Here is a 16,464-nt window from a genome sequence, read left to right on the forward strand (position 1 = left end):
GCCACAAGCAGTCGTTCTTCGGCGACCTGCATACGCTCGGCAAGGATGGCGTCGCCTTCTTCACCGAGACCAAGTCGGTCACCTCGGTCTGGTTCTCCGAGGAAGACGCCAAGAAGGCCGTCAGCACATGGGACGGTACCCTGACCAGAAGTTGAACCCATAGGGCAACGGCGGCTCCACCCGCCGCGCCCCGCCCAATGCATTTCTCCTCCTGACCGCACTCGGCCGGCCCTCGGGCCGGCCACCTTTTCGCGGCCTGTTTTCGCGGCCTGTCCGAGAGTCTGACCGTCACTCCAGCATCGAGGAGCCTGCCTTGCCTCTCATGAAGTTTCACATCTACCGGGGACGTTCGGCCGAGGAGATCGAAGCGTTCCTCGACGCCGCCCATGCCGCCATGGTGCGCTCCTTCCACGTGCCGGAACGAGATCGCTACCAGGTGGTGACGGAACACCAGCGCAGCCACATGAAGGCGCTGGACACCGGCCTCGACATTCCGCGGACGGACAAGTTCGTGCTGGTGGAGGTGGTGTCGCGGCCGCGCTCCCGCGAAGAGAAGCTCGCCTTCTACAAGAACCTCTGCGACGACCTCGGCGAGAAATGCCAGATTTCCCCTGATGACATCATGGTTTCGTTTGTCCTCAACAGCGACGCCGACTGGTCGTTCGGCAAGGGCCGCGCGCAATTCCTGACCGGCGACCTCTGAGAGCGAAGCCAATCCGACTGAAGCCCCCATAACCTCGGGCGCCGTTCGCCTGGGGTTGCCGGCTTGCCGCGACAACAGCCGCCGGCTGCAATCAAGCCGGCATTTCCAATCGGAAAATTCTCATATCCGTTCCGGACATGCCATCATGGCCGACGGAAGAAAATTCCTACTGTCAATCATTATGCGCAGCGTTCGGCCGGGTATTGAAAAAAGTACTTTCAAATCAAGGATGAGAAATTTTTCAACCCATGACATAAGTGATATCCCTAAGTAGAATATATATTCCGAATAATATGACTTATGGTTCATATATGCTGGAATCGACGTCGAGATCATTCCATTCGGCCAGCTAGCAAATCAGGGTGCAGGTCGCCGCCGGGCGACATGGGCGCGCCCGTCAGTTCGAGGGTTACATGGCGAGCCTCCCCCTGCTCGAGATGCGCGGCATCCGCAAGAGCTTCAACCGGAACCCGATCCTCAACAGCGTCGATCTCAGCGTTGGCCGGGGCGAGGTGCATGCCCTGATGGGCGAAAACGGCGCCGGCAAATCGACGCTGATGCGCATCCTGATGGGCATGATCCCGCCCGACGGCGGAGACATCCTGCTCGACGGCAAGCCGGTCGCCCCGCGCAGCCCGCGGGAGGCCATGGATCTCGGCCTGGCGATGATCCACCAGGAGCTGAACCCGGTCCTGGACATGGAAGTCGCCGAAAACGTCTTCCTCGGCCGCGAACTCAAGCGGTTCGGCGGCGGGCCCCTCGGCATCGTCAATCATGGCGCGATGCGCCGGGCCTGCAAGGACCTGTTCGACCGCTTTTCCATTCCGATCGGCCCGACCGTCCGGATGCGCGACCTCAGCGTCGCCCAGATGCAACTGGTCGAAATCGTCAAGGCGATCTCGCTGTCCTCCAAGATCGTCATCATGGACGAGCCGACCTCGGCGATCACCGACCGCGAGGTCGACATCCTGTTCCGGCAGATCGACACCCTGCGCTCCCACGGCGTGTCGATCATCTACATCTCGCACAAGATGGACGAAATATTCCGCATCGCCGACCGGATCTCGGTGATGCGCGACGGCACCATGGTCGCCTCGGACGCCGCCTCGGCCTTCGATCGCGACGGCGTCATCCGCCACATGGTCGGCCGGGAGGTCACCAACTACGTCCCCAAGGAGACGGTGCCGATCGGCGAGACGGCGCTCGAGGTCCGCAACCTGTCGCTGGACAAGCGGGTCGACGGCGTCAGCTTCTCGGTTCGCGCCGGCGAGATCCTCGGCATCGCCGGCCTGGTCGGCGCCGGACGCAGCGAGACGGTGGAGACCCTGTTCGGCATCCGCCGCGCCTCCTCCGGCGAGATCCTGGTGCGGGGACAGCCGCAGCGAATCCATTCGCCGGGCGACGCCATCGGCCACCGCCTGGCCCTCGTCACCGAGGACCGCAAGATGACCGGCCTCAACCTGCTCGGCACGGTCGAGGAGAACATCTCGCTGGCGGCGATCGACCGGATCTCTCCCTTCGGGATGATCGACAAGCGGCGGGAGCACGTCTGGGCGGACGACAATATCGCAAGGCTGCGCATCAAGACCCTGTCGCGGGACACGCTGGTCTCCTCCCTGTCCGGCGGCAACCAGCAGAAGGTCGTCCTCGCCAAATGGCTGGTCACCGCGCCCGACGTCATCATTCTCGACGAGCCGACGCGCGGCATCGACGTCGGCGCCAAGCGGGACATCTATCTGGTGATCGGCGAACTGGCCCGCCAGGGCAAGGCGGTCATCGTCATCTCTTCCGAACTCATCGAGATCATGGGACTGGCCGACAGAATCCTGGTCATGGCGGAAGGCCGCATCACAGGTGAACTCACGCGCAATGCGTTCAGTCAGGAAAAAATCATGGAACTAGCCACTCCCTACAGCGAGGTTCGTCATGTCTGACCGGCCTACCGGTTCCTACGGCCGCGACCGGTTCTTCCAGGATTTCGGTCTCGTGCTCATCTTCCTCATCGTGGTAGGCATACTCGTCGTGCTGTCGCCGGACGCCTTCGCGCGGCCCGCCAACATGATCGGCATCATCAAGCAGGCCTCGATCAACGGCGTGCTGGCCATGGGCATGATGTTCGTCATCATCTCCGGCGGCATCGACCTTTCCGTCGGCTCGATCGTCGCCTTTACCGGCGTCATCGCCGCCAGCCTGGCCCATCCGGGCGAATATCCGCTGATCGTCGCCATCGTCGCCCCCATCCTGGTCGGCGCGGCGATCGGCGCGGTCAACGGCGTCAGCATTGCCTATGGCGGCATTCCGCCGTTCATCGTCACGCTGGCCTCGATGATCGTCTTTCGCGGCGCCGCCCTGATCGCCTCCGACGGCTCGCCCGTCTTCGGCGTCAGCGGCGCCTTCGAAGATATCGCCGGCGGCTTCGTGGCCGGGGCCCTGCCCTATCTGGCCGTCTATTTCATCGTGGTGGCGGCGATAAGCGCCCTGATCCTGCGCATGACGGTGTTCGGCCGCCGGGTTTACGCCATCGGCGGCAATGCCACCGCGGCGGCGGTTTCCGGCATCAACGTCAGGGCGATGCAGACCGGCGTCTACATGATCTCCGGGGCGCTCGCCGGCTTTGCCGGCCTGCTGCTCGCCTCGCGCACCGTGTCGGGCAGCCCGACCGCCGGCGAGGGCTACGAGATGAACGCCATCGCCGCGGTGATCATCGGCGGCGTCAGCATGAGCGGCGGCGTCGGCCGCTGGTACGGCCCGGTCATCGGCGCGCTGCTGATCGCGGTGATCGGCAACGGTCTCGATATCCTCAACGTGTCGTCCTACTACCAGCTCATCATCCAGGGACTGATCATCTACTTCGCCGTCCTGGCCGACGTCAAAGGCAAGGCCGGCCGTCGTTGACGAATATTTCGGGTAGACCGCGGGTCTACCAATAAATGCCAAAGGAGGACATCATGAATACGTCATTCACCAGCCTCGCCGCGCTGGCGCTCGGCGCGGCGCTGGCCTGGGCGCCGGCCGCCTCGGCCCAGGAGCTCAAGGCCCAGCCGAACCAGAAGTTCGCCCTGCTGATGAGCCACATGAGCAACGAGTTCACGGTCGAGCTTTCCGGCGCCGTCAAGGAGAAGGCCGAGGAGCTCGGCGCCAGCCTCAACGTGTTCGACGCCCGCAACGAGATCGCCCGGCAGATCAGCCAGGTGGAGACGGTCGTCACCCAGGGCTACACCGGGCTTGTCTTCGAGCCGGTGGCGATCGACGGCCTCGCGCCGGCGCTCGCGGCCGCCAAGAAGGCGGGACTGGTCGTCATCAACGTCAACCAGAAGGTCGCCAATACCGAGGTGATCGATTCCTACGTCGGCGCCAACCCGATCGAAGGCGGCGAGATCGAGATGGACTTCGTCGCCAAGGCGATCGGCGGCAAGGGCAATGTCGCCTTCCTGCTCGGGCCGCTCGGCTCCGACGGCCAGATCGGCCGCACGCAGGGTTACGAGAACATCCTGAAGAACTACCCGGACATCAAGGTCGTCTACAAGCAGACCGCCAACTGGCGGACCGACCAGGCCCTGAAGCTGGCCGAGAACTGGCTGCAGACCGGCACCGAGATCACGGCCATCGTCTCCAACAACGACGACATGGCGCTCGGCGCGGTCAAGGCCGTCAAGGACGCCCAACTGGTCGGAAAGGTGGTCATCGCCGGCGTCGACGCGGCGCCCAACGGCCTCGCCGCCGTCAAGGAGGGCACCATGGCCGCCACGGTGTCGCAGAACACCGTCGAGCAGGGTCACAAGGCGATGGAAGCCCTCGTCCAGCTCGCCAACGGCCAGAAAATCGAGCCGGTGATCACCGTGCCGCACGAGCTGATCACCAAGGAGAACGTCGACCAGTACATCAAGTGATCTCCTGACCGCCTTGCCGGGCAGGCGCCGACCCGACGAGCCGGAGCGTTTCCATCAAGCAAGGAAACGCTCCGGCGGATTCGCTTCCAGGTTTTCGCTTCGCCCGGGGTCAGGCTGGACGCTCTCTGCCGAAGAATCGAAAGGAACCGGGCATGCGTATCGGGCTTGTGGGATATGGAGACGGCGGGCGGTATTTCCACGCGCCGTTCATCGCCGCGGCGCGCGGCGTCGAACTGGCCGGCATCGTCGCCCGGTCTCCTGAACGGCTGGCCGCCGCGGCGGCCGATTATCCGGACGTGCCCGTCTACCCCAGCCTCACCGCCCTGCTGGCGGCCGGCGGCGTCGACGCGGTGACCATCACCACGCCGCCCCAGACCCGGCGCGAACTGGTGATGGAGGCGATCGCCGCCGGCGTCCATGTGGTGGCCGACAAGCCGTTCGCCCCCGATGCCGACGGCGCCCGCCGGCTGGACGCGGCGGCCAAAGCCGGGGGCGTGGTACTCGGCGTGTTCCACAACCGGCGCTACGACGCCGATTTCCGCACCCTGAAGAAGCTGGTCGACGGGGGCCGGCTCGGCCGGCTGTGGCGGGTGCATTCGCGCATGGACCTCGACAACCCCCATACGCTGGAGGCCGGGCCGACCGGCGGCCTGCTGCGCGACCTCGGCAGCCATCTGGTCGACCAGATGCTGTTCCTGCTCGGGCCGGTGGCGGCGGTGGACGCCCAGCTCGACATGATCGACCGGCCCGAGGGGCCGACCGACGCCAGCTTCACGCTGACGCTGCGCCACGAGAGCGGCGTCCATTCGCACCTGTCGGCCAGCAAGCTCAACCGGCTGGCGGTTCGCTCCTTCCGCGTCTACGGCGACGGCGGCAGCTACGAGCAATCCGGCACCGACGTGCAGGCCCAGGCCATCTTCGCCGGCCGGCGGCCGCTCGACGACCTCGCCGGCTGGGGCTACGAGGCGGAAGCGCTGTGGGGCACCTTGCGGACCGCCGCGGGCGCCGAACGCGTCCCGTCGGAGCAGGGACGCTATCACGACTATTACCAGGGTTTCGCCCGGGCCGTCGCCGAGGGAACGCCGCCGCCGGTGACCGCCGCCGAGGCGACGGAGGCGCTCGCCGTGCTCGACGCGGCACGGGTGAGCGCCACCGAGGGGCGAACGGTGCGGATCGAGTAGCGGAGCGGGCTCACGCGCCTTTTCCGCCGTTACAAGGCCTTTTCGTTGACCGCGCAGAACCGACCGCTCTCCCTTGCCGATGCCATGCTGGCGGCGGCCGCGTTGCTCGCCGGGGCGGGATGGCTGTTTTCCATCCAGGCGATCAGGGAGATTCCGCCGCTCATCTTCATCGGCAGCCGGTTCCTGGTCGCCGGGATCTTCGTCCTGCCGTTTGCCGACGATCCGCTGGCCGCGCTCCGGCGGTCGTCGCAGGCCGTCTGGCTGCTGGCCGGCGGCGTCATGCTCGGCGCGTCGATGATGCTCTGGATCGTCGGGCTGAAGCTGACCAGCAATCCGGGCGTCGCCGCCTTCATTTCCGCCATGGGCAACCTGATGGTGCCCCTGGTCGGCGCCGGGCTGTTCGGCTGGCCGGTCGGCCGCCGCCTCCGGGGCGCCATGGTCCTGGCGGTGATCGGGCTCGGCCTGCTGTTCATCGGACCGGCGGCGGCGGTCGATGCGAGCCACGCGATCTTCGCCGTCTCCGCCGGCCTCTGGGCGGCCAGCATCGCCTTCGTCAAGAAGGTGTCGACGGCGCTGACGGCGACGACGGTCACCGCCGTGCAGCTCATCGTCGCGGGACTGGCCATTCTGCTGGTGGCGCTCCCCCTCGAGGGCGGAGCCGCGCATTGGCCGACGATCGCCGGCCTCGGCTGGTTCGCGGCGAGCGTGCTGATCGCCACCTGCCTGCGCTTCCTCTTGCAATTCCGCGGTCAGCAACTGGTGTCGGCGGGGCGGGCGGGGCTCTTCATGTGCTTCGAGCCGGTCTGGACGCTGCTGTTCTCCGTCGTCTTCCTCGGCCTGATGCCCACCCCGTTCCAGCTCCTGGGCTGTCTCGTCATCTTCCTGGCCGTCTTCAGCATGGCCGCCCGGGAGCGAATCTAGAGCATTTCCGGCGAAAACAGGTTCGCCGGAAATGCTCTATCTCTTTGAGTAGGCGCAATTTCGGACGCAAAACCGGTTCCCACTTTTGCTGAAATTGCTCTAGCTGCCCAGTCCGCGCCGATGCATGACGCACCGGCGCGGGCCAAATTCGGATAAGGCACTACCCGGCAAGCTGGACGGCGTTGCCGGTTTCCATCGACCGGATCGCCGCTTCGGCGAGCCGCTGCGCTTCCACACCGTCGTCGATCACCGCCAGCGGGGCGGTGCCCCTGGTCAGCATGTCGACGAAGGCCACCATCTCCGCCGCGTAGGCCTCGGCGAAGCGGGCGATGAAATAATCCATCGGCGCCGAGGTGGTGAACCCCCTGGTATCGGCGATCATCACCGAGCTGCTCGGCCGGTTCTCGACGTAGAGCACCTCCTGCGAGCACAGCGCCTCCAGGCGCTGGTCGTAGCCGAAGGGGGCGCGCCGGCAGTTGACCATCTGCACGAAGCGGCCGGAGGCCGACGTCAGGGTGATCATCGCCGTGTCGATATCGCCGGCCGCGCCGATCCCCGGATCGATCAGGCAGGCGCCGACCGCGTAGACGGTGCGGATCTCCTCGCCGAGCAGATAGCGCGCCATGTCGAAATCATGGATCGCCTGATCGCGGAACATGCCGCCCGACCGCTTCACGTAGTCGACCGGCGGCGGCGACGGATCGCGGGTATGCATGACCACATGCTCGAGCTTGCCGGCCGTGCCGCCGGCGATGCGCTCGCGGACGAAGCGGAAGTTGGGGTCGTAGCGCCGCTGGAAGCCGAGCATGCAGGGCGTGCCGGCCTTCTTCACCGCGTCGGCGACCGCCGTCACCCGCTTGAAATCGAGGCTGATCGGCTTCTCGCAGAAGATCGCCTTGCCCGCCTCGACCGCGCGCAGCATCAATTCGGCATGCGTGTCGGTCGAGCTGGCGATGATGACGCCGTCGATTGTCCGGTCGGCGAACACCGCCTCGGGCTCGACGATACGGGCGCCGGTCCGGGCGGCGATCTCCGTCCGGGCCGGGGAGTCGATCGGATCGACGACATAGGCGAGCGTCGCGTCCGGCTGCGCCGCCGCGTTGAGGGCGTGGACGTAGCCGATGCGCCCGGTGCCGAAAATGGCGAGCTTGACCATCATTTCAGCTCCGTCTCGAGTTCGCCGATGCCGACCCAGCGGCGTTCGGCCTGCGAGCGCAGCGCGGCGTCGACCACCAGGGCGGTGTGCACGGCGTCGCGGAAGGACGGCCAGACGGCGCGGTTGCCGGCGACGCCCTCGATCATGTCGCGCATCTCGATGGTGATCATGTCGTTGTAGCCGATGCCGTGGCCGGTGCCGAGGCAGAAGCTGCCGTAGTCCGGATGGGCCGGGCCGATCAGGATGCGCTGGAAACCGCAGCGGGCGGCCGGGTCCGACCCCTTGTAGACCTGCAGCTCGGCCATGGCCTCCTGATCGAAATAGAGCGTGCCCCTGGTGCCGACCACCTCGTAGGTGAGGCCCATCTTGCGGCCGGCGGCGACGCGGCTGGCTTCGATCGACCCGAGGGCGCCGCTCGCGAAGTGGACGATCAGGTTGGTCTGGTCGTCGTTCTCCACCGCCGCCCGGCCGCCCTTGCCGTCCGGCCGGCTCTTGTGGATGATCTGGCTGTCGGCCACCACGTCGGCGATCGGGCCGCAAAGATAGTGCGCCATGTTGATGATGTGCGAGGCGAGGTCGCTCAGCGCGCCGGCCTTGCTGGCGAGGGCCTCCTTGAGGCGCCAGCTCACCGGCGCCTCCGGGTCCATCAGGAAGTCCTCGTTGTGGGTGCCGCGGAAATGGATGATGTCGCCGATCTCGCCGGCCGTGATCATCTCCTTGGCCAGTTGCGCCGCCGGGTTCTTGGCGTAGCAGTAGCCGACCATGGTCTTGACGCCGGCCTTCTCGGCGGCGTCGGCCATCGCCGACGCGTTGCGGGCGTTGAGCGACAGCGGCTTCTCGCAGATGACGTGCTTGCCGGCGGCGACGGCGGCCTTGGCCATTTCCTCGTGCAGGAAGGTCGGCGTGCAGACCGCCACCACGTCGACGGCCGGATCGTTGATAAGGTCGCGCCAGTTGGTGGTCCGCCGCTGGAAGCCATAAGCTTTGGCCTTGGCCTCGACGACGTCGGGGATCTCGTCGGCGAGAATGCCGAGAACGGGGTTCGCCGACAGCGGGAAGACCGAGGCGACGGTGTTGAGGGCGATCGAATAGGCCTTGCCCATGTAGCCGGCGCCGATGATGCCGAAATTGATTGTCTTGCTCATGATGTTGACCCTTGCGTGGGAACGTCGTCCGTTGGTGCCGATCAGTTCCGCACGTCCACCCAGCCGCGGCTGGCGAGCGAGGCTTCGATCGCGGCGAGGATGCGCTGGTTGGCGACGCCGAACTGGAAGTTCGGGAAGGCATCCGTGTCGGTGCAGATTCCCTCGATCAGGTCGTGGACCTCGATCACCTTGACGTCGAAGTAGCCGAGGCCGCCGCCGGCGAAGTCGAAGCCGAAGAAGGCCGAGAACTGCGGTACCTGGCTGCCGGCGTAGATCGTCTTGAAGCCACGATCCGGCTTGGGGTCGGTGAAGCGCGAGATCTTCAATTCGTTGAAGCGCTCGCCATCCATGATGATGGTGCCTTCGGTGCCGGACACCTCCCAATAGACGCCGAACACCTTGCCGGCGGCGATGCGCGAGGCCTCGATCGAGCCGCCGGCGCCGCTCCTGAAGCGGATGAGCGCCTGGATCTGGTCCTCGTTTTCTACCTTCGCCCGTGGCGCCTCGGCGCCGGCTTTGGCGCCGTAGCCCGAACCGCCGGCCGGAATCGGCCGGGTCGGAAAGAAGGTCTCGCTCTCGGCGACGACACGCTCGACGTCGCCCATCAGATACTGTCCCACGGCGACGACGTGGCTGCCGAGGTCGCCGAGGGCACCCGATCCGGCTTCCTTGCGGGTGCAGCGCCAGGAGAACGGCAGCTCGGGATCGTTGAAGAAGCCCTGGTCGAACCAGGCGCGGAAGCGCGTCGGCCTGCCGATGTCGCCGTTGTCGATCAACTGCCTGGCCAGCATGGCGGCCGGCGTCTTGATGTTGTTGAAGGCCATCATCGTCTTGACGCCCCTGGCCCTGGCGGCGGCGGCCATTTCCTCGGCGTCCTCGAGCGTCACCGCCAGCGGCTTCTCGCAATAGACGTGCTTGCCGGCGGCGATGGCGGCCAGCGCCATCTCCTTGTGCATGTGGTTGGGCGAGGTGATGTCGACGACGTCGATCTCCGGATCCTCGACCAGCGCCCGCCAGTCGCCGGTGCTGCGCTCGAAGCCGAAGCGGGCGGCCGCCGAGGCGGCAAGCTCCGCCGTGGCATCGGCCTGGCAGACGAGGCGCGGCCTGGCCGGCAGGTTGCGGTAGAGCATGGCCGCCCGCCGATAGGCATCGGCGTGCGCCTGGCCCATGAAGCCCGAGCCGATCAGGCCGATGTTCAGGTATTTCTCACCCATCTCGATTTCCTCCCAAAGAAGCGGCCGGTTATTTCGCCGCGAAGACGGCGGCGATGGTCTCGTAGGCCTTGGTGACCATGGCCAGCGGCGGCGCCTTGGCCGGATCCTGCTCCGCCTCGACGACCAGCCAGCCGCGATAGCCCGACGTCCTGACGAAGCGGGCGAGCGGCGCGAAGTCGAGGACGCCGTCGCCGGGGACGGTGAACATGCCGCTGCGGACGCCCTCGTTGAAGCTGCGGTCGGTCCTGCGGATATCGGCGAAGATGTCGCCACGCACGTCCTTGAGGTGGATGTGGACGATGCGGTCGCCGAAGCGGTCGATCAGCTTCACGTAGTCGAAGCCACCGCCATAGGCATGGCCGGTGTCGAGCAGCAGGCCGACCGAGGCGGGCGCGGCATCGAACAGCTTCGACACCTCGTCGAAGCTCTCGGCGACCATCATCAGGTGATGGTGATAGGCGAGCGTCAAACCGTATTCGCCCTGGATGTGGCGCCCGAACTCGCCGAGCCGCGCGGCGTAGGCGGCATAGTCGGACGGGTCGAGCTTGAGCCGCCTGGACAGCGGCGCGTCGAGCGGCGCTTCCGGATACATCCTGCCGCATTCGCCGTAGACCATCACCGAGCAGCCCAGCGCCTTGAGCAGGGCGGCATGCGCGGCGACCTCGGCGATTTCCGCCGCGACGTCGCGTTCGGCGAGAAAGCCGTTGTACCAGCCCGAGACGAGATCCAACCCGTGCGCCCTGAGGATCGGCGAGAGCACCCTGGCCTCGCGCGGGAACTTGCGGCCGAGCTCGATGCCTTCGTAGCCGGCCTGTGCCGCTTCGGCGAGGCAGGTTTCCAGGGGAATGTCCGCCCCGAGATCCTCCAGCACGTCGTTGACCCACGACAGCGGCGCGACGCCGAGGCGCACGCCGGCCGGCAGGGTGGAAAGTTTTCTGGCCATCTCCGTCTCCTCCAGGTTTCCATATGTCGAGTTTCTGTTCAGGCCGTTGTCTCTGGCCCGATCATGCCGGTTTACTTGGCTGTAAAGCATTGGATTCAAGAAAAACATCGGCGCATCTCACGGCAATTTCCTGCGAAACTGCCTTTATTGTTGCTCGAATGGCGTTGTGAATGTTGTTCAATAGCGGCGCTCGAGCCGGATTGAACTATTTCTCTCCCCCAATTGTTCTTTTGTAGCTTCTTGATTGCACTGTAGCGACGTAGTAATCTTCAAGGAACAAACATTTTGAAGATATTTCTTCAATCGGCGAGGTCGGCGATGACGCGCAAGACAACGGCCAGGGATGTCGCCGCGGCGGCCGGCGTCTCGGCATCGACGGTCGACCGCGTGCTCAACGGGCGCGGCGGCGTCGATCCCGACAAGGAGCGGCGCGTCGTCGAATGGGCGCGGAAGCTGAAGCTCGACCGGGCGCTCGATCAGCGGATGGCCCGCACGCTGCGCATCGCCGCCCTGATCCAGCCGCCGCAGAATCCGTTCCACGCCGCCATCCAGGCCGCGCTGGAGGCGGCGAACCGGGTTTATGCCGACCTGAACATGCAGTTCCGGGTCTTTCACTTCGACCCCAACCGGCCGAAGCGAACGGCCGGCATGATCGCCGACCTGTCGGGCGCCCACGACGGGCTGATCGCCTGCTGTCCGCACAGCGAGGAGATCGCCGCCGCGTTGCGCCGGTTCGGCGAACGCGGGCCGGTCATGACGCTGGCGACCGATATTCGCGACAGCGGGCGGCTCACCTATATCGGCCCCGACAACCGCAAGGCGGGTCGGGTGGCCGGCGACCTGATGGGCCGGTTCCTGCGGCCGGAAGGCGGCGACGTCATCATGATCGCCGGCCTGCTGTCGATGATCGGCCATGAGGAGCGCGAGGCCGGCTTCCGGTCGGTGCTGCGCGAGCGCTATCCGGAGTGCCGGGTGCTGGAAGTGCTCGAAAGCCATGAGCAGAGCGAACGGGCCGGCGACCTGGTGTTCGACGCCCTGAGGCGCAATCCCGGGGTGCGCGGCATCTACAACGCCTCGGCCGGCGCCCGAACGGTGGTCGATGCCATGCGGGCGATCGGCCGGCAGAACGAGATCGTCTTCATCACCCACGAGCTGACCGACGACCGCCGGGTGCTGCTGCGCGACGGACTGATCGACGCCATCATCGACCAGAACCCGGAATTCGAGGTGCGCACGGCGATCGAGGCGATGGCCCGGCATTTCGGCCGGATCGAAGCCGCGACGATTTCGACCGTCACCCCCATCCACATCCACATGATCGAGAATTGCTGACGGCCTCGGCGAGCGGTCCGGCGAACGGTGGACGGCCGGCACGAAAAGGCCTCGCCCGGGAGTGAGAGGTCGGGCGAGGCCAGGGCATCGGATCGGACCTATGAGCCCGCCGGATGCCGCAGTGCTGCGAGGATCAATTCGCCAGCGAGGCGCTCCGGTCGAGCACGGCCTGCGCATTGTCCCTGGTGACGATCGTCGCATCGACGAACAGGCGCTTCGGAACCTCCTTGCCGGCGGCGACATCGAGCGCGGCCTTCATCATCATCTGCCCGATGGCGTAGCTGTCGAGGTGGACCGAGCCGTAGAGGTCGCCGGCCAGGATGGCCTTGAGGACCTCGTCGTTGGCGTAGACGCCGATGTTCGGAACATCCTTGCCGACCTGCTTGAGCGCGCGCATCGCCCCCAACTGGGTGTTGTAGTCGCCGGCGAACACGGCGGCGATGTCGGGCTGCGACTGCAGGACGTTCTGGGTGACCGAATAGGCCTTCTCGCGATCGGCATAGGCGGGCTGCCGCGACGCGATCTCCAGGCCGGCCGCCTTCAGGACCTCCTCGGCGCCGTTGCACCGCTCGGTCATGGTCGGGTTGCCGGGCGCCCCCTCGATCAGCAGCACCTTGTCGCCCGTCTTCAGCAGCTTGGTCAGCGCCTCGCCGCCGGCACGGCCGATCGCCACGTTGTCCATGCCGACGAAGGTGGCATAGTCGTCGAACCCCTCGGGCATCGGCGTATCGACCAGCACCACCGGCACGTTCTGCGCCTTGGCCTTCTGCATGACGTTGACGGCGGTCGGCGGCTGCGTCGGGGCGAAGATCATGGCCGCCGGGTGCTGGGACAGGGCGTCCTGGAACATGTTGATCTGCTGTTCCACGGCCTCCTCGGTCGGCGGGCCGAGCACCACCAGTGAAACATCGTTCTCCTTGGCAACCTCCTGCGCCCCGGCGACCATCATCTGCCACCACGGACTCGACAGGGTCTTGAGAACGATGGCGATCTTGACCTGATCGGCGGCCATGGCCTGGGACAGGCCGGCGGCCGCTATGGCGGACGCCGCCAACAACGCGGTGACGATTTTCCTGAACTTCATGTCTTCCTCCCACAGATACCGCCCGCCCATCGCGAGCGAATTTCGTCAATTCTTCTTGGTATTCCGTCATAAATCCGCTACAGGCATCAACTTTATCGATATTCAGAAATAATCGATTGAGAACATATCGTATTATCGAAATTTGAATTGCTATATTTCCTCCATCCCGTTTCTTATAATAAGACGTGACCTATCGATCGATGAAGAATCGTTTTGAAGACATTTCTTCAGCGGGAGAGAGGGCCCATACTACTATAGTATAGGCTGCAACACGCGGCGGATTACCCTGGGATCATCGCATCCGATGGCGCATTCAAGGGGGAACGGACGCACACACCGGCCGGGCCGGATCGTCTCTCCGATCCGTTCCGAACGGCGGTCGATGGAGCGTCGAACAGGAACGGGGCCGCCTTCCGGACGGCGGCTATCGCCGCCGGCATCGTTGTTGCGGCCAGGCGGCAGATCGAACGGCTATACGTTCTCGTTGGTATAGATATCGAAGGGCAGGATCCGCTGCAGGGGATCGGTTCTGTTCTTGTTGGCCGTCACCTCGATCAGCGTGTTGACCGTCGTCTCGGCCAGCATCTTCTGGGGATGCGACAGAATGACGTCGACGGTGCCGTCGACCAGGCCCGAGCGGGTTTCGGGCGTCAGTTCCCGACCGACCACCACCAGCCTTTTGGCGACCTCGCCGCCGTCCTCGGCCAGCGCCCGCATCACGCCGGAGATGCCGCCGCCGGCCACATAGAGCCCGACCAGATCGGGCGTGCGCTGGATGAGGTCGAGCGTCATCTCGTAGGCGAAACGCGGGTCCTCGAAGGTCGTCCGCGATTCGAGCAGCTCGAACTCCGGAGCATTCTCCCGGAAATAAGCCCTGAAGCGGATCTCGCAGACATCCTGGCAGAGGTAGCGGTGGTTGCCGACGTAGACCCCGACCTTGCCGGGTGTCTTGCACAGCCGCGAGATCATCCAGGCCGCCGTGCCGCCGACCTTCCAGTTGTCCAGGCCGACGTAGCCGGCCACCGCCGGGGCGGTCAGCTCGGAGATCACGGCGACGACCGGCACGCCGTCCGATCGCAACCGGTCGATCGCGCCCGTCACCTTGGGGTGGTCGGCGGTGACGACGGCGATGGCGTCGGCGTCGCGGCTGAGCCTGAGGAGATTCTCGGACACCTCCTCCGGCGACAGGTCGTCGCGATATTCGACGATGGCGCGCCCCTGCACCGCTTCGGACGCCTCGGTGGCCTCCTTCAGGGCCTTGCCCAGAATCTGGTAGAAGGTGCGCCTCGGCTGCTGCAACAGGAAGCCGAAGGTCCGCGCCGGGCGATCCTGCTTCAGGCGGTGGCGGATCGTGCCGGTGGCATAGAAGCCGATCCGCTCGGCGGCGGCGAGCACCTGCTGGGCCGTCGCCTTGCGGACGGCATGCCGGCCGCTCAGCACGCGATCGACGGTCGAGACGCTCACATTGGCGGCCAATGCCAGATCGGCGATGGTGGGACGGACGTTCATCAGCGCCTCCTGACAGATTCTTTCATGGATATCGGCGACATCTTGAAATGTCATGAGGCAATATTCTGTCACAGGATTGCACGGGCGCCAAGCTGTTGGTAACGTCTTTCTCAAGAAATGAGGCCGTAACAATCGCCACTTTGGATTGAATTCGACCGCCGGAACGGGAGTGTTCTCGGGCGGTCGGCTATCAAACGGCACGAGGAGCGTCGTTTTCCAGTCAATCTCAAGCCAAGTGCGGATACGGCAGCGGAAAACCCATCATGGGCCCGCGCGTCATTTCGTAGGGAGGACTCCATCATGTCTCTGCACGACCGGCGCTATTTCCCGAGATAACGCCAAGCGAACGTCGCCGCTTTATCGGACGGCACTCCTGATTTTCGTCGGATCCACCTGACAACGTCATGGTGTTTCGGCGTGTCGGGACGGTTTTCGCTCGCCCTTCGCGAATGAACATATGCCTTGATCGAACTTCGACGCGCCGTCCTGGATGATCTTGCGTTCAACTTGTGAGCGGGACGGGAAAACATGCCGGCGAGGTGCGGCCGGCAGGCCGAGGGCGCTTGGATAAATCGATTGATCGGCGGCTAGTCCTGCGCTTGCGCGAAGGCAGACAGGTTTATTCTACCTAAGCGTGTGCGATCCGAGATATTCAATACCGGGGCAACGGTTGGTGCATCCGGCGGAACTGACAGAATCTTTCATCCGACGACCCGGGAGGAGAACACAAGTCGTGACCGATACCCCAGACCGATCCTGCATCCTCGAGATGCGGTCGATTACCAAGGCGTTTCCGGGCGTACTCGCGCTCGACAAGGTGAGCCTCCGGGTGCGGCCGGCCAGCGTGCACGTGCTGGTCGGCGAGAACGGCGCCGGCAAGTCGACGCTGATGAAGGTGATCAGCGGCGAATACACCGTCGATGCCGGCGAACTTTATTTCGACGGCGTCCGGATCGAGGGCCAGGACACCAAGGCGGCGCTCGACTTGGGCATCGCCATGATCCATCAGGAACTGAGCCCGGTGCTCGACATGACGATCGCCGAGAACATCTTCCTCGGCCGCGAGCCGGTGCTTGGCGGCGCACCGCGCCTGTCCGTGCTCGGCGACGTCGTCACCTTCGTCGACTACGGCAGGATGTACGCCGACACCCAGGCGCTGCTCGACCAGTTGGGGCTCAGGTATTCGCCGCGCCTGAAGATGCGCGAGCTGTCGATCGCCGGCATGCAGCTGATCGAGATCGCCAAGGCCATCTCGCGTAAGGCCAAGCTGGTGATCATGGACGAGCCGACCTCGGCGATCAGCGACACCGAGGTGGAGATGCTGTTCCGCCAGATCGCCGACCTCAAGGCCGAGGGCGTCGCCGTCATCTACATCACCCACAAGAT

14 protein-coding genes are annotated in these 16,464 nt (G+C 65.3%); 8 read left to right on the top strand and 6 right to left on the bottom strand.

Annotated elements, in window-relative coordinates; all coding sequences use genetic code 11:
- The first annotated feature begins 313 nt into the window (after window positions 1-313).
- The 6 genes from CJ014_RS26535 to CJ014_RS26560 all read left to right on the top strand — a co-directional run bounded on the left by CJ014_RS26535 (window position 314) and on the right by CJ014_RS26560 (window position 6,695).
- Window positions 314-703 carry a tautomerase family protein gene (locus CJ014_RS26535; protein WP_100083507.1) on the top strand — a complete coding sequence of 130 codons (390 nt, stop codon included), beginning with the start codon at window positions 314-316 and terminating at the stop codon, window positions 701-703.
- Window positions 704-1,116: 413 nt separating this feature from the next.
- Window positions 1,117-2,637, top strand: coding sequence for a sugar ABC transporter ATP-binding protein (locus CJ014_RS26540; protein WP_207765874.1), 1,521 nt, complete (start codon window positions 1,117-1,119; stop codon window positions 2,635-2,637).
- Window positions 2,630-3,598: an ABC transporter permease gene (locus CJ014_RS26545; RefSeq protein WP_100083508.1), complete on the top strand. Its 969-nt coding sequence runs from the start codon at window positions 2,630-2,632 to the stop codon at window positions 3,596-3,598. The genes CJ014_RS26540 and CJ014_RS26545 overlap by 8 nt, the downstream gene beginning before the upstream one ends.
- A 53-nt stretch (window positions 3,599-3,651) precedes the next feature.
- Complete coding sequence (locus CJ014_RS26550) at window positions 3,652-4,593, top strand: substrate-binding domain-containing protein (protein ID WP_100083509.1); 942 nt, start codon at window positions 3,652-3,654, stop codon at window positions 4,591-4,593.
- A 152-nt stretch (window positions 4,594-4,745) separates the two neighbouring features.
- Entirely contained in the window at window positions 4,746-5,774 is a 1,029-nt protein-coding gene (locus tag CJ014_RS26555; protein ID WP_100083510.1) for a Gfo/Idh/MocA family protein, read from the top strand.
- 45 nt (window positions 5,775-5,819) lie between these two features.
- On the top strand, window positions 5,820-6,695 hold the full coding sequence (locus tag CJ014_RS26560) for a DMT family transporter (RefSeq protein ID WP_100083511.1): 876 nt from the start codon (window positions 5,820-5,822) through the stop codon (window positions 6,693-6,695).
- Window positions 6,696-6,855: 160 nt separating this feature from the next.
- On the opposite strand, the gene iolG is transcribed toward CJ014_RS26560, so the two are convergent.
- Genes iolG through iolE form a run of 4 tightly spaced genes read right to left on the bottom strand, consistent with a single transcriptional unit; the run spans window position 6,856 to window position 11,153 of the window.
- Window positions 6,856-7,854, bottom strand: a complete 999-nt coding sequence (gene iolG, locus CJ014_RS26565) for an inositol 2-dehydrogenase (protein ID WP_100083512.1) — start codon at window positions 7,852-7,854, stop codon at window positions 6,856-6,858.
- Window positions 7,851-8,996: a Gfo/Idh/MocA family protein gene (locus CJ014_RS26570; protein WP_100083513.1), complete on the bottom strand. Its 1,146-nt coding sequence runs from the start codon at window positions 8,994-8,996 to the stop codon at window positions 7,851-7,853. The genes iolG and CJ014_RS26570 overlap by 4 nt, the downstream gene beginning before the upstream one ends.
- Window positions 8,997-9,037: 41 nt before the next feature.
- Window positions 9,038-10,210, bottom strand: coding sequence for a Gfo/Idh/MocA family protein (locus CJ014_RS26575; protein WP_100083514.1), 1,173 nt, complete (start codon window positions 10,208-10,210; stop codon window positions 9,038-9,040).
- 28 nt (window positions 10,211-10,238) lie between these two features.
- Window positions 10,239-11,153, bottom strand: a complete 915-nt coding sequence (gene iolE / locus CJ014_RS26580) for a myo-inosose-2 dehydratase (RefSeq protein ID WP_100083515.1) — start codon at window positions 11,151-11,153, stop codon at window positions 10,239-10,241.
- 318 nt (window positions 11,154-11,471) lie between these two features.
- Between iolE and CJ014_RS26585 the strand changes: the two genes are divergently transcribed.
- Complete coding sequence (locus CJ014_RS26585) at window positions 11,472-12,485, top strand: LacI family DNA-binding transcriptional regulator (RefSeq protein ID WP_100083516.1); 1,014 nt, start codon at window positions 11,472-11,474, stop codon at window positions 12,483-12,485.
- A gap of 133 nt (window positions 12,486-12,618) precedes the next feature.
- Here the strand turns inward: CJ014_RS26585 and CJ014_RS26590 are convergent, their stop codons facing one another.
- Together CJ014_RS26590 and CJ014_RS26595 are read right to left on the bottom strand one after the other, a co-directional pair.
- Complete coding sequence (locus CJ014_RS26590) at window positions 12,619-13,569, bottom strand: sugar ABC transporter substrate-binding protein (RefSeq protein ID WP_165791008.1); 951 nt, start codon at window positions 13,567-13,569, stop codon at window positions 12,619-12,621.
- 471 nt (window positions 13,570-14,040) lie between these two features.
- Window positions 14,041-15,078, bottom strand: coding sequence for a LacI family DNA-binding transcriptional regulator (locus tag CJ014_RS26595; protein ID WP_100083518.1), 1,038 nt, complete (start codon window positions 15,076-15,078; stop codon window positions 14,041-14,043).
- 733 nt (window positions 15,079-15,811) lie between these two features.
- Here CJ014_RS26595 and CJ014_RS26600 point away from each other — a divergent pair.
- On the top strand, window positions 15,812-16,464 hold a 653-nt coding region (locus tag CJ014_RS26600), incomplete at its 3' end, for an ATP-binding cassette domain-containing protein (RefSeq protein ID WP_245427725.1).

The organism is Pleomorphomonas carboxyditropha (assembly GCF_002770725.1).
GTDB classification, from domain to species: Bacteria; Pseudomonadota; Alphaproteobacteria; order Rhizobiales; family Pleomorphomonadaceae; genus Pleomorphomonas; species Pleomorphomonas carboxyditropha.